The sequence below is a fragment of the Pseudomonas sp. 3HC3 genome (genome assembly GCF_044904505.1).
In the GTDB taxonomy this organism is placed as follows: Bacteria; Pseudomonadota; Gammaproteobacteria; order Pseudomonadales; family Pseudomonadaceae; genus Aquipseudomonas; species Aquipseudomonas putida_Y.
On sequence record NZ_JADDRH010000004.1, the window covers coordinates 140,244 to 159,029 of the forward strand.

Here is an 18,786-nt window from a genome sequence, read left to right on the forward strand (position 1 = left end):
CCCCCGCGATCTAAAGCCTGAACCCACCCATCTGCCGCGCCAGGTCATCAGCCAACCCACGCAACGCCTGGCACTCCTCGCGGCACCCTTGCACCTCCGCCGCCGTTTCACGCGCCAAATCGGAAATACCCTGCACCGTCCGGTTGATTTCCTCGGTCACCGCCGACTGCTCCTCGGTAGCCGTGGCCACCTGGTGATTCATGTCACTGATGTGCTCTACCTGGTCGGTAATCGCGCTCAGCGATGCCCCGGTGCGCTGGCTCGATTCCACGCCACTGCCGGTCGCCTGCTGCCCTGCCTGCATTGAACTCACCGCCGAACCTGCCCCCAGCTTCAGGCGCTGGATCATCTGCTGCACTTCATCGGTGGACAGCTGTGTGCGCCGGGCCAGCGTACGTACTTCATCGGCCACCACAGCGAACCCGCGCCCCATCTCCCCTGCCCGCGCGGCCTCGATGGCAGCGTTCAACGCGAGCAGGTTGGTTTGCTCGGAAATGCTGCGGATTACCGCGAGCACTTCATCGACCGAGGCGACTTCGTCGGCCAGCTGGCTGACCGCATCGGCCGCCTTGCCGATGTCGCCCGACATGCCCTCGATGCCACGAATGGATCGTTGAACCACCTCGCGGGCCTGCAACGCCTCGTCTCGTGCCGACTGCGACGCCTGGGCCGCATCGCCGGCATTGCGGGCAATGTCCTGCACGGTCAGGCCCATCTCGTGTACAGCCGTGGCGACCATTTCGGTCATCTCTTGCTGGCGCCCGGAGCGCTCGGCGGTGTTGTCCACCACCTGGGTTACCTGCTCCACGGCCCGCCGCAGCCGCTCGGAGGTACTCAGCACCTCGCCGATCAGGCTGCGTTGGCTGTCCAGGAAGCGATTGAAACCACGGGCCAGGTCACCCAACTCATCCTGGCGCGAATCGTCCAGACGGTGGCTGAGATCACCCGCTCCACCGCCAATCTGGACCAATGCTGCGGTAACGCGGCGGATCGGCCGCACCAAGCCACGCGCCAGCAGTACCACCAACAGCAGCGACACCAAGGCTACGGCGCCACCGATCAGGCTGGTCAGCCAGACGGCCTGATGCATTTGCGCGTAAATTTCCGACTCTGGCACTTCGGCCACAAGGGTCCAGTTGAGGTCGCGCAGCGGCAGGCCCAGCGCCAGGTAGCGCTCACCGTCACGGCTGAAGCGGCTGCTACGCAGGCTACCGCCTCCTGTCATGACGCCTTTGGCTGCGTCCGCGCCAAGCTGCTCGGCAAGCTGACGCTTGCCACTGAAGGCAGCATCGGGATGCACCTGGATCAAACCATCGTTGCGTACCAGAAACACTTTGCCGTGCTCGCCAAAGCTGAAGTCGTGAATCAGCTTCGATAACTCGGTCATGCGCAGGCCCATGCCGGCCACACCCACCAGCTTGCCTTCCTTTTCCACACGATAATCGATGAACAGTGCCAGCTCGCCGGTGGCACCATCGATGTCTATGTTGATGAACCGCTCGGCGCCGCTGTCGATATAACCGTAAAACCACTTGTCCTTGGGGTTGCTGCGGCTGAGGGTACGGTCCAGGCCCTTCTCGCTGTAGTAGTGGCCGGTTTCGGTCGAGGCGAACAGCGCAGTAAAAGCGTGGTTGCGCTGTTTGGCGGCGGCCAGGTATTCGATGAATTGGGGTGCCTGCGCGGGATCTTCACCGGCAGCAAGCCAGTCGCGCAGCAGGGTGTTACCGGCAACGTCCGCTGCAGCGACCAGCGGCTGGCCCAGCATGCGCTCGATGTCGTTGCGGATGGCTTCGATGCTGGCAGGCAGGGCAGTGTCGACCAGGTAGCGGTCGGTGAGGCGGTTGAGCGCCACGGTGAAGATAATGACTACAACCAAGATGCTCGCCAGCAAGGCAGCGCCCATGCTGGTGATCAATTGCCACTGAATGCTCTTACGCCAGATACGCATGCCCCTACTCCCCGCACATTATTGTTCTGCGAAAAGTGTATACACTTGCGTATCCAGTTAATCCAGTGATCTGAAGCAATCAGATGCCCCCTGTAGGAGCGGGTTCACCCGCGAATGCGGTGTTGAGCCACTGACGCATTCGCGGGTGAACCCGCTCCTACGGGGGACGGTGTACGGCCTTATTGCTCAGCAATGGTCCGCACGATGGCATCCACCGTGGCGTGGATCTGCGCTTGAGTACGCGCAAGGGTCTGCTGATGCCTGTAGGAGCGGGTTTACCCGCGAATGCGATGTTGAAGCCACTGACGCATTCGCGGGTGAACCCGCTCCTACAAGGGGTGGTGCAGGATCTTATTGCTCAGCGATGGTACGCACGATGGCATCCACCGTGGCATCGATCTGCGCTTGAGTACGCGCAAGGGTCTGCTGATGCTCTTTCTGCAGTTCAACCTGTTTGGAGCACAGGTTAAGAGCAGCCAGCACCAGCAGTTTGTCACCGATCAAGGTCGGGTACTGACGCTTGGTCTCGTTAAGGGCTTTGTTGAGCATCCGTACCGCCTGGGCCAGGGTTTCTTCCTGGCCTTCGGGCGCCTTGATCGAATAGTCGATGCCGAGAATCGACACGACATTGATCGGCTGCTCCTGCAGTCTCATGCGCCCACAACGCCCGCGCTGGCGCGCTCGACCAGGGCCTGGATGCGTGCTGCGGTAGCGCCGTTCTTCTCTTCCTGCTCCATCAGAGACAGCTGCAGGGTTTCGTTCTCTTCCTTGGCCTGGGCCAGTTCCTGGCCAAGGGCGGTGTTCTGCTCGATGAGTTGAGCGTTTTTCTGCATCAGGTCGCTGACCAGTTGCTCGATTTGATTCAGGGAAGCTTCCAGCATGGGTCTATCTCAGGTTGTTGCGAGGGGCACACACGATAAAGAAAAGTGCGCCCTATCGCCATTAAATATCGGATTCATAAGGTGTCTGACCGCAGATTGACAGGGTAATCGACCCCTTGTTCCGACCTGGATCAACCGCCGGTCAGGAAAAGGTCAGCGGTTGCACAATTTTCCCCGGACGCATTCAAGACTGGCCAGTCACGACCGATAGCCCGGCAAGTCATGTTTTGTCGCTCTTTCCCCACTTGCCTGGATCCTCCTCTCCATGTCCCTACGCAACATGAATATCGCCCCGCGCGCGCTTCTCGGCTTCGCGCTCATCGGCCTGCTGATGCTCGGCCTTGGTATCTTCTCCCTGGTGCAGATGGGCAACATCCGCCAGGCGGGCGTTGCCATCGAGCAAGTCAGCGTGCCCAGCATCAAGATCCTCGACGAACTCACCGCGCTGAACCTGCGCATGCGCACGCTTTCCTATCGCCTGCTGCTCAACCGCGAGCCGGCAACCCAACGCGATACCCTCAATCTTCTGGACCAGCGCAACAGCCAGATCGACCGAGCACGCCAGGCCTACCTCCCAATGATCGTCGCCGCCGACGAACAGGCAGCATTCGACCAGTACGGTCAGCTGCTCAACCAGTACCGCCAGCTGGAATCGCGCATGCGCACACTGAGCCAGGCCGACCGCCTGGATGAATTGCGTGACCTGCTCAACCGCGACCTGCTGGCCAACTCCGAGCAGATCAACAAGGTCATGGACACCTTGGTACGCATCAACACTGATCAGACTCGAGCCACCAACGAGAAAGCCGCCAGCCAGTATGCCGGCGCTTTCGCACTGGTAATCGGCCTGCTGGTTGCCGCCACCGTACTGACCTTCGCCTGCGCCTTCCTGCTGACCCGCAGCATCGTCAAGCCGATCGAAGAAGCCCTCAAAAGCGCCGAACAAGTCGCCGACGGCGACCTGACCCACGTCATCCGCGCAGAGGGCACCGACGAAGCCGCCCGGCTGTTGCGCGCCATGGCGCGCATGCAGGACAAGCTGCGCGACACCTTGCAGCAGATCGCCGGCTCCGCCACCCAGCTGGCCTCGGCGGCAGAAGAGTTGAATGCCGTCACCGACGAAAGTGCCCGTGGCCTGCAGCAGCAGAACAATGAGATTGAACAGGCCGCCACTGCAGTCACCGAAATGACCAGCGCAGTGGAAGAAGTGGCGCGCAATGCCGTGAGCACCTCAGAAGCGTCCAGTGAAGCCAGCCGCTCTACCGGTGATGGTCGTGACCTGGTGATGGAGACCGTGGGAGCGATCGAGCGCATGAGCGGTGATGTACAGGCTACCGCCAAGCTGATCACCCACCTGGCCGAGCAGTCGCGCGACATTGGTAAGGTGCTCGACGTGATCCGTGGCCTGGCCGACCAGACCAACCTGCTGGCGCTCAACGCAGCCATCGAAGCGGCGCGCGCCGGTGAAGCGGGCCGTGGTTTTGCCGTGGTGGCGGATGAGGTGCGGGCACTGGCTCACCGTACCCAACAGTCGACCAGCGAAATCGAGCGCATGATCGGCAGCATCCAGGGCGGTACGGAAGAGGCGGTAGAATCGATGCGCACCAGCACTGAGCGTGCGGAGTCGACACTGAACATCGCCCGTGGCGCGGGCATGGCACTGGACACCATCGCCGGCGCGGTGGCGCAGATCAACGAGCGCAACCTGGTGATCGCCAGCGCAGCGGAAGAGCAGGCGCAAGTGGCCCGAGAGGTGGACCGTAACCTGGTCAACATCAATGACCTGTCGGTGCAGAGTGCTACCGGGGCACATCAGACCAGCGCGGCGAGTGCCGAGCTGTCGCGCCTGGCGGTAGACCTCAATGGCCTGGTAGCACGGTTCCGCACCTAGAAGCATTCGCGGGCACGCCCGCTCCCACAAGGTTCACCGCAGTCCTGAAGATAGCGATGACCCTGTGGGAGCGGGCGTGCCCGCGAAGAATCCAGACTGGCCACTGGATCAGTAATCGATCCGCACATCCCCTTTCGGCACGCTGCAGCACGACAGGATGTAGCCCTCGGCTTCGTCCTCTTCGGTAATCCCGCCGTTGTGCTCCATCTCCACCTCGCCGCCCAGCTTGAGCACCTTGCAGGTGCCACAGATACCCATGCCGCAGGCTTTCGGGATCATCAGGCCAACCTTGGCTGCCGCCGCATGCACGGTCTCGCCCGGGGCGATGCGGATGCTCTTCTCGCTGCCGATGAACTCCACCAGATTGAGGTCGGAAACGTCCAGTTCCGGTGCATCGGCCGCCTGCTCGGCGTGCTCCACGGCATCGGCCTTGGCTTCCGCCGGCGTCGCGCCGAACGATTCCTCATGGTAATTCGCCATGTCGAAGCCGACCGCTTCGAGCAGGCGCTTGACCGCTGTCATGTACGGCGTCGGGCCGCAGCAGAACACCACGCGCTCCATGTAGTCCGGCGCGATCAGCTCCATCAGCCGCTGGTTCAGGTAACCGCGGTAACCTGCCCACGGCTCGCCCAGGCCATGCTTTTCGCAAATGATGTGCAGGCTGAAGTTAGGGATGCGCGAAGCCATCTGCTCCAGCTCGCGGTGGTAGATGATGTCCTTCGGCGAACGGGCGCTGTGCACGAACACCATGTCGACATTGGCGTTGGTGTCGTAGAACCAGCGCGCCATCGACATCACCGGGGTAATACCCACACCGCCCGACAGGTACAGCACCTTGCTCGACGGGAAGTCGATGGCGTTGAACAGGCCCACAGGGCCGTGCACCGGCAGCTCGAGGCCCTCGTGCATGGTGTCGTGCAGGAAGTTGGAGACCAGGCCGCCCGGCACACGCTTGACGGTGATCGAGAAGCTGTAGGGCACTGACGGCGAACTGGAGATGGTGTAGGACCGCATCACGGGCTTGCCTTCGATCTCCAGCTCCAGGGTGACGAACTGCCCCGGTTTGAAGAAGAACATGATCGGCTGGTCGGCCATGAAGCAGAAGGTGCGCACGTCCCAGGTCTCCTGGATGACCTTGACGCAGCGCACGATGTGGCGGCCGTTGGCCCAGGTCTGGGTAGTGACCGGATTGAGGAAGGTATCGGACATGTTCATCTCCAGCGGCCGACTATGGCCCTTTTCATGGCTGCGATAATGCGCAAGCTGAAGACGACGTACATTCCTGCCTGCGACATCGACGTGCTTATCGCGACCAGCCCCGTGGCACAAGGGCTAGCGCGTCGTTATTCAAATCGGCCATGTCGCCCATGGATACGGTTCGCGCCGTCTTCGGACGCACACTCCACGGCAAAAGAACTCGCTGTTTTGTCTGAAACAGCCTTGCGGCACCACAACAACGATTAGCCACCTTTTGCCGGCCGCATACGGCCCCGAGGAATACACGATGGACGTCACCGCAACCCTGAGCCTGGGCGATCCACTTGAACCTGCACGCAAGGCCACCGCCGAGATGTTGCAGACCCGCGAGCGCACCTACTCGCTACCCCAGCCTTTCTACACCGACGAGCGTCTGTTCCAGATCGACATGCAGGAAATCTTCCATAAAGAATGGTTGATCGCCGGCATGACCTGCGAGATCCCGGCCAAGGGCAACTACATCACCCTGCAGATCGGCAAGAACCCGATCATTGTAGTGCGCGGTGCCGAAGGCAAGGTACATGCGTTCCACAACGTCTGCCGCCACCGCGGTTCGCGCCTGTGCGTCAGCGAGAAAGGCAAGGTGGCCAAACTGGTGTGCCCATATCACCAGTGGACTTACGAGCTGGACGGCCGCCTGCTGTTCGCCGGCACCGAGATGGGTGCTGACTTCGATATGAACCAGTATGGCCTCAAGCCCGTGAACGTGAAGGTTGCAGGCGGCTACATCTTCATCAGCCTGGCGGAAAACCCGCCTGCCATCGACGAGTTCCTGGCCACCCTGGACCATTACATGGAACCGTACGACATGGAGAACACCAAGGTGGCGGTGCAAACCACCTTGATGGAAAAGGCCAACTGGAAGCTGGTGCTGGAAAACAACCGCGAGTGCTACCACTGCAACGGTTCGCACCCGGAACTGCTGCAAACCCTGCTGGAGTGGGACGATACCAACGACCCGCGCGCCAGCCAGGAATTCAAGGACCACGTGGCCGCCTCCGCTGCAGCCTGGGAAGCCGAGAAGATCCCTTACCTGCACAAGAGCCACGGCCTGCGTAACCGTATCGTGCGCATGCCGCTGCTCAAGGGCACTGTGTCGATGACCATGGACGGCAAGCAGGCCTGCCAGAAGCTGATGGGTCGCATCAAGAACCCGGACCTTGGCTCGATGCGCATCCTGCACCTGCCGCACTCGTGGAACCACTGCATGGGCGACCACATGATCGTGTTCACCGTGTGGCCGATCAGTGCGCAGGAAACCATGGTCACCACCAAGTGGCTGGTGCACAAGGATGCTGTGGAAGGCGTGGACTACAACCCCGAGAACATGCGCAAGGTGTGGGACGCCACCAACGACCAGGACCGTCGTCTGGCGGAAGAGAACCAGCGTGGTATCAACTCCACGGCGTACCAGCCTGGCCCTTACTCGAAGACTTACGAGTTTGGTGTGGTGAACTTCATTGACTGGTACAGCCAGCGCGTCCTGAACAACCTGGGGGCAGAGCCGGCGGCTTATCTGAAAGAAGTGCAGGCGCAGTAAGCGACTGTACTTAGGTGTGGAGGGGCTGAAACATGGCCCCTCCAATTCACCTCGAAGGTCGTCGTTGTCTAAGCATCATTGTATCGTTCTGAAAAGCCCATGAATCCGAAGTCCTCTCTATTGCTCGGCCCACTTCCTGAGCAGGACGATTGACTACAGATTGCCGCACCGGCAGACCACGCTGAAGTGAGCTCTGTACGCCTTCCAAAGCAATTTCCGGAGCAACCTCAGCCGGAACTCCGCCTGTCAATAAATCGAAATTTTTCCTGACCTGCCTTCAGAGGACTGCTTCTTGGGCCAAGTGCAGCGTTGATAGCGCGTGCGCCAGTGCCGTCAGGCTTATCATCGCCCCGGCGTTCGCCCCAAAAATTGCACCCTCCACTCCTGCAAATTGCGCCGCAGCGCTTCCCAAGCTCAAGAGTGAGCCAAATGTACTCATTCGCGCAGCGTTAAGCCCCAGACGATCGGTAGGCGAAGGTCCCAGGAAGTTTTACCCCAAGGTCAGCGCATTCGACGCCATCCCCAAGCCTCGTGAAGTCACTGGATCCTGATACTGTCCACAAAAAGCCAGCCCAGGAGCCAGAGCTGCGTGATGACGCCGTAAGGCGCATAAGCACGGGGGCCGCAAACTGACGCCATGAGTTACCCACAAACATGAAGCCCTGTGGGCACGATAATGGCTGGTTGGAGTTTTGCGGACTGGCAACAATGCCAGGCAGGGCGCTGATCATTATTTGATCATATTGACCAAGCCCGCATTAGCACTGGGCTACAGCGGGGTTCATACACCTTGTCCACAGAGACACCAACAGACTTTGTGAGCAACCGATGAATTGTGTGGAACCGGGTTGTGGATAAGCGGTTCAAAGTCCTGATTATCAGGGATCGAGCAGGACTCAAACGGGATTGATCATTTTTTGAACAAATCTATCAACACCTTTAACTACGCAGCCTGCAGCCGTAAGCGAACAGATTATCCACAGACCGGCTAACAGCGATTGTGGGCAAAATCAGGAAAATGCTGACATACGCGTATGCAAAGACTGGAAGAGTGCCTGGACGTTTTTTGATCAAAAACCTGGAGAGCCCGTCACAAAAGGCCTGTAGACATGCACAAACACTTTATCCACACCTTGGCGAACAGATTCGGTGGGCAAAAGCGCTCGGTCAATGCTGAGTATTGAATGAGGGAGCGGCCTTGCCGGAACGCTCCCATAAAGAGACCTCTAGCCCTGCTCAGCGCAGGACACCCTCTTCCACCAACAGCTTGAGGATGGCCTCAGCGCCTTCCTGCGGCGAAACGTCCTTCAGCACCTTGCCACCACCGCCACTGGCCTTGGCGGTTGCTGCCTTCATGCGGTCGGCACCGCTCTTGGCCTTGATCACCTTCAGGCGCTTGGGCCGTGGGCGGGCCGGTTGCAGCTCGGCTTCGGCCAACAGTTCATCTTCGATGATGGCCACATTACGCGCTGCCAATACCCCCCGGCGCGCAGGCCCAAAAGCGCTCTGGCGCGGTTTGGGCGCAGCGTTATCCACAGTCGCCAGCAACGGCAGGCGCACCTTCAGCCGACGCCGCTGACCACGCGGCAAAGCCTGCAGGACCTGGGCGGTGCCGTTGTCGATCGATTCCACTTCGGCCAACCCGACAATCAGTGGCCAGCCGAGTTTTTCGGCCAGCAGGAACGGCAACATGCCCGAACCCTCGCCGGTCTCGGCCTGGCTGCCGGTCAGCACCAGCTGGGCACCGGCGTCACGCAGATAATCACCCAGCACGCCCAGCACATCGGCACCGGCCGGTTGCTCCAGCACGTCGAGGTGGTCCAGGCCCATGCCCAGGTAAGCGCGCAATGCCTCTTCCTGTGGATCGCCAGCATGCACCACCTGCAAGTTATCCCCAGCCAGCTGCAAACCCAGCTCCACGGCGCGGGCATCCTGCTCGGCGCGGCGGGCGCGGCCGGAGCTGGGGTGGGCACCAATGGAAACCAGGCTGATCACTTTCGTACTCATGCTCGTGCCCTTATGCCGCGTCGCGTTGGCCGCCGCTGCGGAAGTTTTCCACAGCCTCGATCAACGCCTTGAGAATCGCCGAGCTGTCGCCAATCACCGACAGGTCAGCCCGTTTGATCATGTCGCAGCCCGGATCCATGTTGATCGCCACCACCTTGTCGCAGGCACCGATACCCTGCAGGTGCTGGATCGCACCCGAGATACCCACAGCCACGTAGACACGCGCGGTAACCCAGGTGCCGGTAGCCCCCACTTGGCGGTTACGCGGCATGAAGCCGTCGTCCACTGCCACCCGCGAGGCACCTTCGGTAGCGCCGAGGGCTGCGGTGGCCTTGTGGTACAGGTCCCAGTCCTTGACACCGTTGCCGCCCGAGACGATGAACTCGGCTTCAGCCATGGCAATGGTGGCCGGGTCGACGGCCACCGAGCCAAGGTCTTCGATGCGCGGCAGGCTGCGCACCACACTTGTGGACAACTCCACCGGCAGCGCTTCGTGACGAGTCTCGCTGACCGGCTCGGCGCACTCGGCTGCCGCCAGGATCAGGCGCGGCACGGCGCGTTGCAGGTCTTGCTGGCCGGCACCGGCGCGGCCAATGCACTGGCCGTCCTTGACCTGCCATACCCGCGTTGCCGGGCGCTCACCCAGCGCTGCGCCCAGGCGCCGACCAAGTTCACCGCCACCGGTGCGGCTGTCGGGCAGCAACCAGTGGCGCGGCGTGAACTGGTTATCCACAGTCCGCAGGCCTTGCACCAGTTGCTCCGGTGCATAACCTTCAAAGGCCTCGCCTTCGATAACCAGCAGGCGGTCGACACCGGCTGTGGAAAAGTTGCTTTCCTTGTGCTCGTTGAACACCACTGCCAACACTGCCCCGTCGCTGCCGGCCAGGCTGTGGGCCAGGCCGAGCAGGTCGCGGTCGTGGCTGCTCAGGCGGCCACCAACCATGTCCGGCACGACGGCAATGTAGAACGCCGGCTCCGGCACCTGGTGCAGTGGCAACTTGACCTCGACCGCCGTCGTGCGTCGCCCACCCGCACCGGTACCCTGCTGGGCGCCGCTGCGGTCGATACGCTTGATGCCGGCCGGGCCGACAAAGCCTGCGGCAATCGCATGCGGGTTTTTGCGGATAATGCCGTTAGGCCCCATCCAGCTGGTCTGTTGCGTCTGCATCGCGGCATGCAGCGGGTGCAGACGGTTACGGGCGATCCACTCGGCGCGTGGGTCGCGGCGGATAATGTCGCTCATCAGTGCACCTCCGCAGGTTCACGTTTAGCCGTTTGCGGCTTTGGGACAGTGGAGCCGTCCTCCTCGATCAGCACGTCGGCTACCAGTTCAGCCAAGTCCTTGATCTGCGGGCGCGGTTCGACCACGCCTTCAAGCATGGCGGTGCACTGTGGGCAACCCACAGCTACCAGCTCGGCCTCGGTCTCACGGATGTCGTCCATGCGCATATCGGGAATACGCTGCTTGCCAGGGATGTCAGTGATCGGCGCACCGCCACCACCACCGCAGCAACGGGAACGGAAGCCCGAGCGCTGCATCTCGCGCACCTCGATCCCCAGCGCCTTGAGCACTTCGCGCGGGGCTTCGTACTCGCCGTTGTAGCGGCCCAGGTAGCACGGATCGTGGTAGGTGACGCTGCCGCCCTTGTGCTGGCCGAGGTTGAGCTTCTTGGCCGCGATCAGTTCGGCGATGTAGGTGCTGTGGTGCTGCACCTGGTAATCACCGCCCAAGGCGCCGTATTCGTTCTTCAGCACATGGAAGCTGTGCGGATCGCAGGTGACGATGCGCTGGAACTTGTACTTGGCCAAGGTCTGGATGTTGCGTTTGGCCAGTTGCTGGAAGGTAGCCTCATCGCCCAGGCGACGCGCCACGTCGCCGCTGTCGCGCTCTTCCAGGCCGAGTACGGCGAAGTCCACGCCCGAGGCTTTCAACACTTTGACAAACGAACGCAAAGTGCGCTGGTTACGCATGTCGAAGGCACCATCGCCAACCCAGAACAACACTTCGGTCGCTTTGACTTCAGACAGCAGTTGCAGGTTAAGGTCGGCAGCCCAGTTCATGCGCCCGCCAGGGGCGAAGCCGCCGGGGTTGTCGGTAGCGATCAGGTTGTCCAGCACCTCGGCGCCCTTGTTCGGGGTAGCGCCCTTTTCCAGGGTGAGGTGGCGGCGCATGTCGACGATGGCATCGACGTGCTCGATCATCATCGGGCACTCTTCGACGCAGGCACGGCAGGTGGTGCAGGACCACAGCGTTTCGGCGTCGACCAGGCCATTGACGATCGGCTGGTGCGGATTGCCGCCGTGTTCGCCGATCGGTTTGCCAGGGTACGGGCTGCCGGCGAATTGCGCGTCAGTGCCACCGGCAAGGCCGATAACCATGTCCTGGATGAGTTTTTTCGGGTTCAGCGGCTGGCCAGCGGCAAAGGCCGGGCACATGGCTTCACATTTACCGCACTGCACGCAGGCATCAAAGCCAAGCAGCTGGTTCCAGGTGAAGTCCACCGGTTTTTCCACCCCCAGAGGGGCGTTCGGGTCTTCCAGATCCAGCGGCTTTAAGCCGGTGGAGCGGCCGCCGCCGAAGCGATCGGCACGGCGGTGCCAGGCCAGGTGCAAGGCACCGGCGAAGGCGTGCTTCATCGGGCCGCCCCAGGTCATGCCAAAGAACAGCTCCGACACACCCCACAGCACGCCCAGGCCCAGAATGGCGACCATCACCCAGCCACCGGTGTTGGCCGGCAGGATACCGGCGACCGGCAGGGTGGCAATGAAGAAGCTCACGGCGAATGCCAGCAAACTCTTCGGCAGGCGCATCCACGGGCCCTTGGACAGGCGAGAGGGCGGGTTGAGGCGGCGTTTGAAGACAAAGATGGCACCGGTGAACATGATCACCGTGGCAACCAGCAGTGCGTAGCCGAGGATCTTGCTCTGCAGGCCAAAACCATGCACCAGAATGGCCAGGGCGGCAGACAGCACAAAGCCGCCCGCAGTAGCCACGTGGGTCTTGGACATGTATTTGTCGCGCTCAACCACGTGGTGCAGGTCCACCAGGTAGCGACGCGGCATGGCCAGCAGGCCGCCGATCAGGTTGACCTTGGACGGCCGGCCACGGCGCCACATGCGCACCCGGCGCAAGGCACCGAGCACTGCCAGGCCAAGGGCAGCGAACAGCAGGATGGGTAGAAGGGTGTTCAACATGGGAGACTCCCCACAAACAGCTGGATTCTTGCGCCGACCAGAGGGCGAGACTGGCCCCATGTAGGAGCGGGTCCACCCGCGAATGCATCCGGTCAGGCAACAGTGTTGTCAGTGCTGACGCATTCGCGGGTGAACCCGCTCCTACAGGGATCGCGCCCGATGGCGGCGACTGTTAACGATCAGAAGTCCTTGCAGAGGCGCAAGGCGTCGTAGATCGCCGCATGCACGTTGCGCTGGGCCACACAGTCGCCGATGCGGTACAGCAGGTAGCCTTCGCCCGGCTGGCTCAGGATCGGCTGTGGCTTGATGGCGAACAGCGCCTCCACGTCGATCTGACCCTTGTTGCGCGAACCTTCCTTGAGCGCGTAGTACAGCTCTTCGTCAGGGCGCACGCCGTTCTCGACCACTACCTGATCGACCACGCGCTCTTCCTTGGCGCCGGTGTATTCGTTCTCCAGTACCGCCACCAGCTTGTCGCCTTCGCGGTAGACCTTTTCCAGCATCATGTCGCCGGTCATGATCACTTCTTTGGGGTACATGCTGCGGTAGTAGGTGGGGAAAGTGGTACCACCCATGGCCACGCCTGGCTTGATGTCGTCGGTAACGATCTCGACCTGGCTGCCTTTGTCGGCGATGAAGTCGGCCACCGACATACCGGTGAATTCGCAGATGGTGTCGTACACCAGCACGTTCTTGCCCGGCGCGACCTTGCCATCGAGCACATCCCAGCTGCTGACCACCAGCCCTTCAGCGGCGCCCCAGTGCTCGTTCTGCTCCAGGAACGAGTGCCCACCTACCGCCAGCACGATGACGTCCGGGCGCAGGTCCTGAATGGCGGCCACATCAGCGGCAGTGCCCAGGCGCAAGTCGACTTTCAGGCGAGCCAGTTCAAGCTGGTACCAGCGGGTGATACCGGCAATCTGGTCACGCTGCGGGGCCTTGGCGGCGATGGTGATCTGCCCGCCGATCTGGTCCCTCTTCTCGAACAGGGTCACGTCGTGGCCGCGTTCGGCAGCCACGCGGGCCGCCTCCATACCGGCAGGGCCGGCACCAACCACCACCACCTTGCGCTTGACGCCGGTGGTCTTCTCGATGATGTGCGGCACACCCATGTATTCACGGGAGGTCGCGGCGTTCTGGATGCACAGCACATCCAGGCCCTGGTACTGGCGGTCGATGCAGTAGTTGGCACCGACGCACTGCTTGATCTGGTCGATCTGGCCCATCTTGATCTTGGCGATCAGGTGCGGGTCTGCAATGTGCGCACGGGTCATGCCGACCATGTCCACGTAGCCGCCTTCAAGGATGCGCGTGGCCTGGTTCGGGTCTTTGATGTTCTGCGCGTGCAGTACCGGGACCTTGACCACTTCCTTGATACCGGCCGCCAGGTGCAGGAACGGCTCCGGCGGGTAGCTCATGTTGGGGATGACGTTGGCCAGGGTGTTGTGAGTATCGCAACCCGAGCCGACCACGCCGATGAAGTCGAGCATGCCGGTGGCGTCGTAGTAGGCGGCGATCTGCTTCATGTCCTCGTGGCTGAGGCCATCGGGGTGGAACTCGTCACCACAGATACGCATGCCCACGCAGAAGTCGTCACCCACTTCGGCGCGTACGGCTTTCAGTACTTCCAGGCCAAATTTCATGCGGCCTTCAAAGGTGCCGCCCCATTCGTCGGTACGCTTGTTGACCCGCGGGCTCCAGAACTGGTCGATCATGTGCTGGTGCACCGCCGACAATTCCACGCCGTCCAGGCCACCCTCTTTGGCGCGACGCGCAGCCTGCGCGTAGTTGCCGATTACCCGCCAGATCTCTTCCACCTCGATGGTTTTGCAGGTGGCGCGGTGCACAGGTTCGCGAATGCCCGATGGCGACATCAGCGTCGGCCAGTTGAAGCCGTCCCAACGCGAGCGACGGCCCATGTGGGTAATCTGGATCATGATCTTGGCGCCATGCTTGTGCATGGCGTCGGCAAGGTTCTGGAAGTGCGGGATGATGCGGTCGGTCGACAAGTTGACCGATGCCCACCACTCCTGCGGGCTGTCGATGGCCACCACCGACGAGCCGCCACAGATGGCCAGGCCGATGCCACCCTTGGCCTTCTCTTCGTAGTACTTCACATAGCGGTCGGTCGTCATGCCGCCGTCAGTGGCGTAGACCTCGGCGTGCGCGGTGCTGAGCACACGGTTGCGGATGGTCAGTTTGCCGATCTGGATCGGCTGGAACATTGCTTCGAATGCCATGACGCTATCTCCGGCTTACAACGGCTTTGTAACGAACAGGCCATCTTCGTGGCCTTCTTCCGACCCACCATAGACCTGTTCGGCCACGGTGCGGATCTTGCTGCCGCGGGCAGCGAGAATCTGGTCCATCGCGCCAGCGAACCAGCCGGTGAACATGTAGTCGACCTTGCGGCCGCACTTGCCATAGACGTACACGAACGCAGAGTGCTTGAGCTTGACGCTGCAGGTACCTTTATCCAGGTCGATATCCTGAATCTCGAACAGGCCCCAGCCACGCTGGCTCAGACGCTTCATGTAGTGCTCGAACACCGCTACGCCTTCCAGACCATGGCACTCGGCCTCTTTTTCACACCAGTGCCAGGCGGACTTGTAGCCAGCCTTGTAGAGGATTTCGGCATAGGCGTCGGCACCCAGCACTTCCTCGATGCCCATATGGTTATTGACGAAGAAATGCCGAGGCACATACAGCATCGGCAAGGCGTCGCTGGTCCAGACACCGGTCTCGCTGTCGACTTCGATTGGCAATTGCGGGGCGATTTTGGCCATGGAAACTCAACTCCATAAAAATTTTTTGTGGGTGCCCCGGCGTTGCTGGCAGGGGCTATCAGGCTTGGAGAGCGGCTTACTCGCCCCAGACATCCTTGAGGACGTTTACCCAGTTCTCGCCCATGATCTTGCGTACCACACGCTCGGAGTGGCCGCGCTTGAGCAAGGTCTCGGTGAGGTTGGGGAATTCGCCGACGGTGCGAATTCCCAGTGGGTTGATGATCTTGCCGAAGTTGGTCAGACGGCGGGCGTAGCCCTTGTCATGGGTCAGGTATTCGAAGAAGTCCTGGCCGTGACCCTGGGTGAAGTCGGTACCGATACCGATGGCGTCTTCACCGACGATATTCATGGTGTACTCGATGGCTTCGGCGTAGTCATCGATAGTCGAGTCAATGCCTTTGGCCAGGAACGGCGCGAACATGGTGACGCCAACGAAACCGCCGTGATCGGCGATGAACTTCAGCTCTTCGTCCGACTTGTTGCGCGGGTGCTCTTTCAGGCCCGAGGGCAGGCAGTGCGAGTAGCACACCGGCTTTTTCGATTCGAGGATGACTTCTTCGGAAGTCTTGGAGCCAACATGGGACAGGTCGCACATGATGCCGACACGGTTCATCTCGGCAACGATCTCGCGGCCGAAGCCGGACAGCCCGCCGTCACGCTCGTAGCAGCCGGTGCCAACCAGGTTCTGGGTGTTGTAGCACATCTGCACGATGCCCACGCCCAGCTGCTTGAACACGTCCACATAAGCGATCTGGTCCTCGAACGCATGGGCGTTCTGGAAGCCGAAGAGGATGCCGGTCTTGCCCAACTCCTTGGCCTTGCGGATGTCGGCGGTGGTGCGCACCGGCATCACCAGGTCGCTGTTGTCGCGGATCAGTTTCTGGCTGGACGCAATGTTGTCGACGGTAGCCTTGAACCCTTCCCAGACCGACACCGTGCAGTTGGCAGCAGTGAGGCCGCCTTTGCGCATGTCTTCGAACAGCTCGCGGTTCCATTTGGCGATGATCAGGCCATCAATGACGATGCTGTCGGAGTGTAATTCGGCTGGGCTCATCAGGCTGTCCCCTTTTATAGAGTTGGGTCGCGCCAAACCTTCTGCCGGCGCTTTGAGGCCAGCATATGCCTGTGCCCCGAGGCGCCCCGGTGCAAAAACGACAGGGGGTTTGCCGAAAGCGTCAATGCGCGACATGAGCACGTCTGGCGCGTCTTTCGGCGATGAGAGGCAGTCTCGATAACGCCATTTGCGACCGCTGCATGAACATTTGGTCAGGGAGCTACCACCTGGCCTCAGGCTGAGCGAGAATCCCTGCGATTCGACAGCCTGTTGAGGAGAAAGCGGATGAAATCAATGGCATGGCTGGTGCTGCTGGCCATCGTGAGCGGGGCCCAGGCCGGCGAGGAAGAAAGCACACCTTGCGACAATGTGGAGACCGACCAGCAGACCTTCGCCTGCGCAGCATTCAACAAGCAGATCGCCGAGCGTGAGCTGCAGTCGGCCTACGACGACCTGGTCGCGCGCATGCGTGATCAGTTTGGCGACGAGACTGGCCTGATGTCGCGATTAGAGGCAGCCGAGCAAGTCTGGAGCCAACTGCGCGATGCAGACTGCAAGGTCGAAACCCATGCTGAACAACCAGGCAGCAAGGCCTACCAGATCGCCTGGAACAGCTGCATTGCACAGCACAGCGATGAGCGAGCGGAGTACTTGCGCAGCCTGGGCCTGCAAAACAGTGACGAGCTGGCACCCGAAGATTGATCAGTACGCGCGAGTGAACGATCAACTCCAGAGGAACAACATGCCGCTGATGTCCCCTGCGTAATTACTCAATAGTGCCCTCAGACCACGTGCTCACCATGTGTGTCTTGGAACTCACAACTATCAAGGAATTACAAAGTGGCTGACATCAAAGTTGAAATGGAAAAAATCCGCAAAGAGGGTCAAGAGCGCGTAGCCGCTACCGGCCAGACCATCTGCGTCTTCGCTGACAATGTCCCTGCCAACATTGCAGAAGACATCCTGGCCGGCATGCGTTTGATGACCGAACTGGCCAACAAGAAGTTCGACAAGGAAACCCAGCAGCGCGAGTGGTACAACTTCTACAACGATGGCCTGATCAAGTTCGGCTGGACCATGACAGGTGCTGCACATGCCGAAGATGCCATTGATGAGGACAACCTGACCTTGGCAGAGCTGATCACCAAGTCCGTCACCATCAGTGTCTCCGCGGACCCTCGTCGCGCAGCCTGCGCCAGGCGTGTTCTGCAAATTGTCGTGCAGAAACCCGAAGTCAAGGCGCATCTGGAAAAGCACAGCCACAGCGAATCCGGCAAATCGAGCAACTTCGTGGTCGCCCAGTGCGAAATGACGCCACAAGGCCTGCCGGCGATGCACATGACCAGCTTCCAGGCCAGCTACGACTCGAAAGTCGAGCGTGAAGGCGCCCTGACCCGCAAGGTCGACAAAACCTCTACCCGCGTCTATCGCGCGTCGCAGCAGGGCACGTTCAGCGTTCGTCACTTCGACGCTGCACGTGATCTTGTGAACGAGAAGATCAAAGGCGACATCGCCGCGTTTCTCGCTATCTGATTAGCGAGGCCGGGTACCAGTGCGCGCTGGTACCCGGTTCTGGTCATATGCATCCATCGAGGAACAATGCCACATGGGCGATACAAGCCTGGACACCCGAATATTCGAGGAGCGGCTAAGAATCAAGCCTGCGCCCTGGCTGACACTCGAGACATGGGAAGATTTGCAGCTATGCCTGCGTTATTCACAAGCAATGGCCAATGAAAAATACTCGATGGAGACCCAGCCTCAGCAATGGTTCGCTGTCGCTCTCGCCACCTTGCAATCATTGAAATTCACCCTGTTCGAACATACACATAAAACCATTGTGTATGAGCCGCACCTGCTTGCATTGAGCGATGTGTACAGTGGCTATCTACCCCCGCCCCGCGAGAAAGGGCCTTGGTTCAAGAGCCTTGAAGAAAATGTTCAAGCCGCTCTGCAGTCGGCAGGTACGCATACTTTCACCGTAATGAACGCCTCTTCACATCTAAGCATCGAAATGGACCATGAAGGGGATCAGGTTCCGGTGGCGATCCTGTTTTACACCTACTGCATTACCGACCCGGTCGAGCCCACCAGAAAGTTGAACCTGATATTCGACCATCTGGGTGCACGCTTCAATGCAGCGGGTTTTGCCTCGCTTCGCAAGGATCTGCAAGCAAGGAATCGTGAAAAACTGAGGGCGATTCTCGAGCGCGAGCTGGATTGAAGC

General features: G+C 60.8%; 15 protein-coding genes and 1 pseudogene. 5 read left to right on the forward strand and 11 right to left on the reverse strand.

The window, feature by feature from the left end; all coding sequences use genetic code 11:
• Nucleotides 1-10 precede the first annotated feature (10 nt).
• From mcpH to INQ47_RS09600, 4 genes and pseudogenes are all read right to left on the reverse strand, one after another.
• Complete coding sequence (gene mcpH / locus INQ47_RS09585; protein WP_404701580.1) at nucleotides 11-1,948, reverse strand: methyl-accepting chemotaxis protein McpH; 1,938 nt, start codon at nucleotides 1,946-1,948, stop codon at nucleotides 11-13.
• A gap of 179 nt (nucleotides 1,949-2,127) precedes the next feature.
• Nucleotides 2,128-2,208 (reverse strand): annotated as a pseudogene (locus INQ47_RS09590) (cell division protein ZapA); the annotation flags it as partial.
• A 91-nt stretch (nucleotides 2,209-2,299) separates the two neighbouring features.
• Nucleotides 2,300-2,602 (reverse strand): cell division protein ZapA, encoded by a 303-nt coding sequence (locus INQ47_RS09595; RefSeq protein ID WP_003255684.1) that lies wholly within the window; start codon nucleotides 2,600-2,602, stop codon nucleotides 2,300-2,302.
• A complete protein-coding gene (locus tag INQ47_RS09600; RefSeq protein ID WP_003255686.1) occupies nucleotides 2,599-2,829 on the reverse strand; it encodes a hypothetical protein in 231 nt (76 codons plus the stop codon). Before INQ47_RS09600 ends, INQ47_RS09595 begins: the two co-directional genes overlap by 4 nt.
• 265 nt (nucleotides 2,830-3,094) lie before the next feature.
• On the opposite strand from INQ47_RS09600, the gene INQ47_RS09605 reads away from it, so the two are divergent.
• Nucleotides 3,095-4,720 (forward strand): methyl-accepting chemotaxis protein, encoded by a 1,626-nt coding sequence (locus INQ47_RS09605; protein WP_404701581.1) that lies wholly within the window; start codon nucleotides 3,095-3,097, stop codon nucleotides 4,718-4,720.
• A 108-nt stretch (nucleotides 4,721-4,828) separates the two neighbouring features.
• Here the strand turns inward: INQ47_RS09605 and gbcB are convergent, their stop codons facing one another.
• A complete protein-coding gene (gene gbcB, locus INQ47_RS09610; RefSeq protein ID WP_176683566.1) occupies nucleotides 4,829-5,929 on the reverse strand; it encodes a glycine-betaine demethylase subunit GbcB in 1,101 nt (366 codons plus the stop codon).
• Between the two features lie 295 nt (nucleotides 5,930-6,224).
• Between gbcB and gbcA the strand changes: the two genes are divergently transcribed.
• Entirely contained in the window at nucleotides 6,225-7,517 is a 1,293-nt protein-coding gene (gene gbcA / locus INQ47_RS09615; RefSeq protein ID WP_112251420.1) for a glycine-betaine demethylase subunit GbcA, read from the forward strand.
• Between the two features lie 1,236 nt (nucleotides 7,518-8,753).
• Here the strand turns inward: gbcA and INQ47_RS09620 are convergent.
• From INQ47_RS09620 to INQ47_RS09645, 6 genes are all read right to left on the reverse strand, one after another.
• Complete coding sequence (locus INQ47_RS09620; RefSeq protein WP_252461089.1) at nucleotides 8,754-9,524, reverse strand: electron transfer flavoprotein subunit beta; 771 nt, start codon at nucleotides 9,522-9,524, stop codon at nucleotides 8,754-8,756.
• A 10-nt stretch (nucleotides 9,525-9,534) separates the two neighbouring features.
• Complete coding sequence (locus tag INQ47_RS09625) at nucleotides 9,535-10,767, reverse strand: electron transfer flavoprotein subunit alpha/FixB family protein (RefSeq protein ID WP_404701582.1); 1,233 nt, start codon at nucleotides 10,765-10,767, stop codon at nucleotides 9,535-9,537.
• On the reverse strand, nucleotides 10,767-12,719 hold the full coding sequence (gene dgcB, locus INQ47_RS09630; protein ID WP_021782649.1) for a dimethylglycine demethylation protein DgcB: 1,953 nt from the start codon (nucleotides 12,717-12,719) through the stop codon (nucleotides 10,767-10,769). The genes INQ47_RS09625 and dgcB overlap by 1 nt, the downstream gene beginning before the upstream one ends.
• Nucleotides 12,720-12,898: 179 nt before the next feature.
• Nucleotides 12,899-14,959: a dimethylglycine demethylation protein DgcA gene (dgcA, locus tag INQ47_RS09635; protein ID WP_323600710.1), complete on the reverse strand. Its 2,061-nt coding sequence runs from the start codon at nucleotides 14,957-14,959 to the stop codon at nucleotides 12,899-12,901.
• A gap of 15 nt (nucleotides 14,960-14,974) precedes the next feature.
• The gene (locus INQ47_RS09640) at nucleotides 14,975-15,505 is read right to left on the reverse strand and encodes a DUF5943 domain-containing protein (protein ID WP_003255698.1); all 531 of its coding nucleotides are present in this window, start codon (nucleotides 15,503-15,505) and stop codon (nucleotides 14,975-14,977) included.
• A 76-nt stretch (nucleotides 15,506-15,581) separates the two neighbouring features.
• Nucleotides 15,582-16,559 carry a dipeptidase gene (locus INQ47_RS09645; RefSeq protein ID WP_209968655.1) on the reverse strand — a complete coding sequence of 326 codons (978 nt, stop codon included), beginning with the start codon at nucleotides 16,557-16,559 and terminating at the stop codon, nucleotides 15,582-15,584.
• A 285-nt stretch (nucleotides 16,560-16,844) separates the two neighbouring features.
• On the opposite strand from INQ47_RS09645, the gene INQ47_RS09650 reads away from it, so the two are divergent.
• From INQ47_RS09650 to INQ47_RS09660, 3 genes are all read left to right on the forward strand, one after another.
• A complete protein-coding gene (locus INQ47_RS09650; protein WP_404701583.1) occupies nucleotides 16,845-17,261 on the forward strand; it encodes a lysozyme inhibitor LprI family protein in 417 nt (138 codons plus the stop codon).
• Between the two features lie 138 nt (nucleotides 17,262-17,399).
• Nucleotides 17,400-18,092: a hypothetical protein gene (locus INQ47_RS09655; RefSeq protein ID WP_003255705.1), complete on the forward strand. Its 693-nt coding sequence runs from the start codon at nucleotides 17,400-17,402 to the stop codon at nucleotides 18,090-18,092.
• A 73-nt stretch (nucleotides 18,093-18,165) separates the two neighbouring features.
• Entirely contained in the window at nucleotides 18,166-18,783 is a 618-nt protein-coding gene (locus tag INQ47_RS09660) for a hypothetical protein (RefSeq protein WP_021782646.1), read from the forward strand.
• Nucleotides 18,784-18,786 lie beyond the last annotated feature (3 nt).

Coding starts and splice junctions, on each gene's coding strand:
- INQ47_RS09660 (WP_021782646.1), top strand. CDS start 18,166: ATGGGCGATACAAGCCTGGACACCCGAATATTCGAGGAGCGGCTAAGA.
- INQ47_RS09605 (WP_404701581.1), top strand. CDS start 3,095: ATGTCCCTACGCAACATGAATATCGCCCCGCGCGCGCTTCTCGGCTTC.
- INQ47_RS09595 (WP_003255684.1), bottom strand. CDS start 2,602: ATGAGACTGCAGGAGCAGCCGATCAATGTCGTGTCGATTCTCGGCATC.
- INQ47_RS09600 (WP_003255686.1), bottom strand. CDS start 2,829: ATGCTGGAAGCTTCCCTGAATCAAATCGAGCAACTGGTCAGCGACCTG.
- INQ47_RS09645 (WP_209968655.1), bottom strand. CDS start 16,559: ATGAGCCCAGCCGAATTACACTCCGACAGCATCGTCATTGATGGCCTG.
- dgcA (WP_323600710.1), bottom strand. CDS start 14,959: ATGGCATTCGAAGCAATGTTCCAGCCGATCCAGATCGGCAAACTGACC.
- dgcB (WP_021782649.1), bottom strand. CDS start 12,719: ATGTTGAACACCCTTCTACCCATCCTGCTGTTCGCTGCCCTTGGCCTG.
- gbcA (WP_112251420.1), top strand. CDS start 6,225: ATGGACGTCACCGCAACCCTGAGCCTGGGCGATCCACTTGAACCTGCA.
- INQ47_RS09625 (WP_404701582.1), bottom strand. CDS start 10,767: ATGAGCGACATTATCCGCCGCGACCCACGCGCCGAGTGGATCGCCCGT.
- mcpH (WP_404701580.1), bottom strand. CDS start 1,948: ATGCGTATCTGGCGTAAGAGCATTCAGTGGCAATTGATCACCAGCATG.
- gbcB (WP_176683566.1), bottom strand. CDS start 5,929: ATGTCCGATACCTTCCTCAATCCGGTCACTACCCAGACCTGGGCCAAC.
- INQ47_RS09640 (WP_003255698.1), bottom strand. CDS start 15,505: ATGGCCAAAATCGCCCCGCAATTGCCAATCGAAGTCGACAGCGAGACC.
- INQ47_RS09650 (WP_404701583.1), top strand. CDS start 16,845: ATGAAATCAATGGCATGGCTGGTGCTGCTGGCCATCGTGAGCGGGGCC.
- INQ47_RS09620 (WP_252461089.1), bottom strand. CDS start 9,524: ATGAGTACGAAAGTGATCAGCCTGGTTTCCATTGGTGCCCACCCCAGC.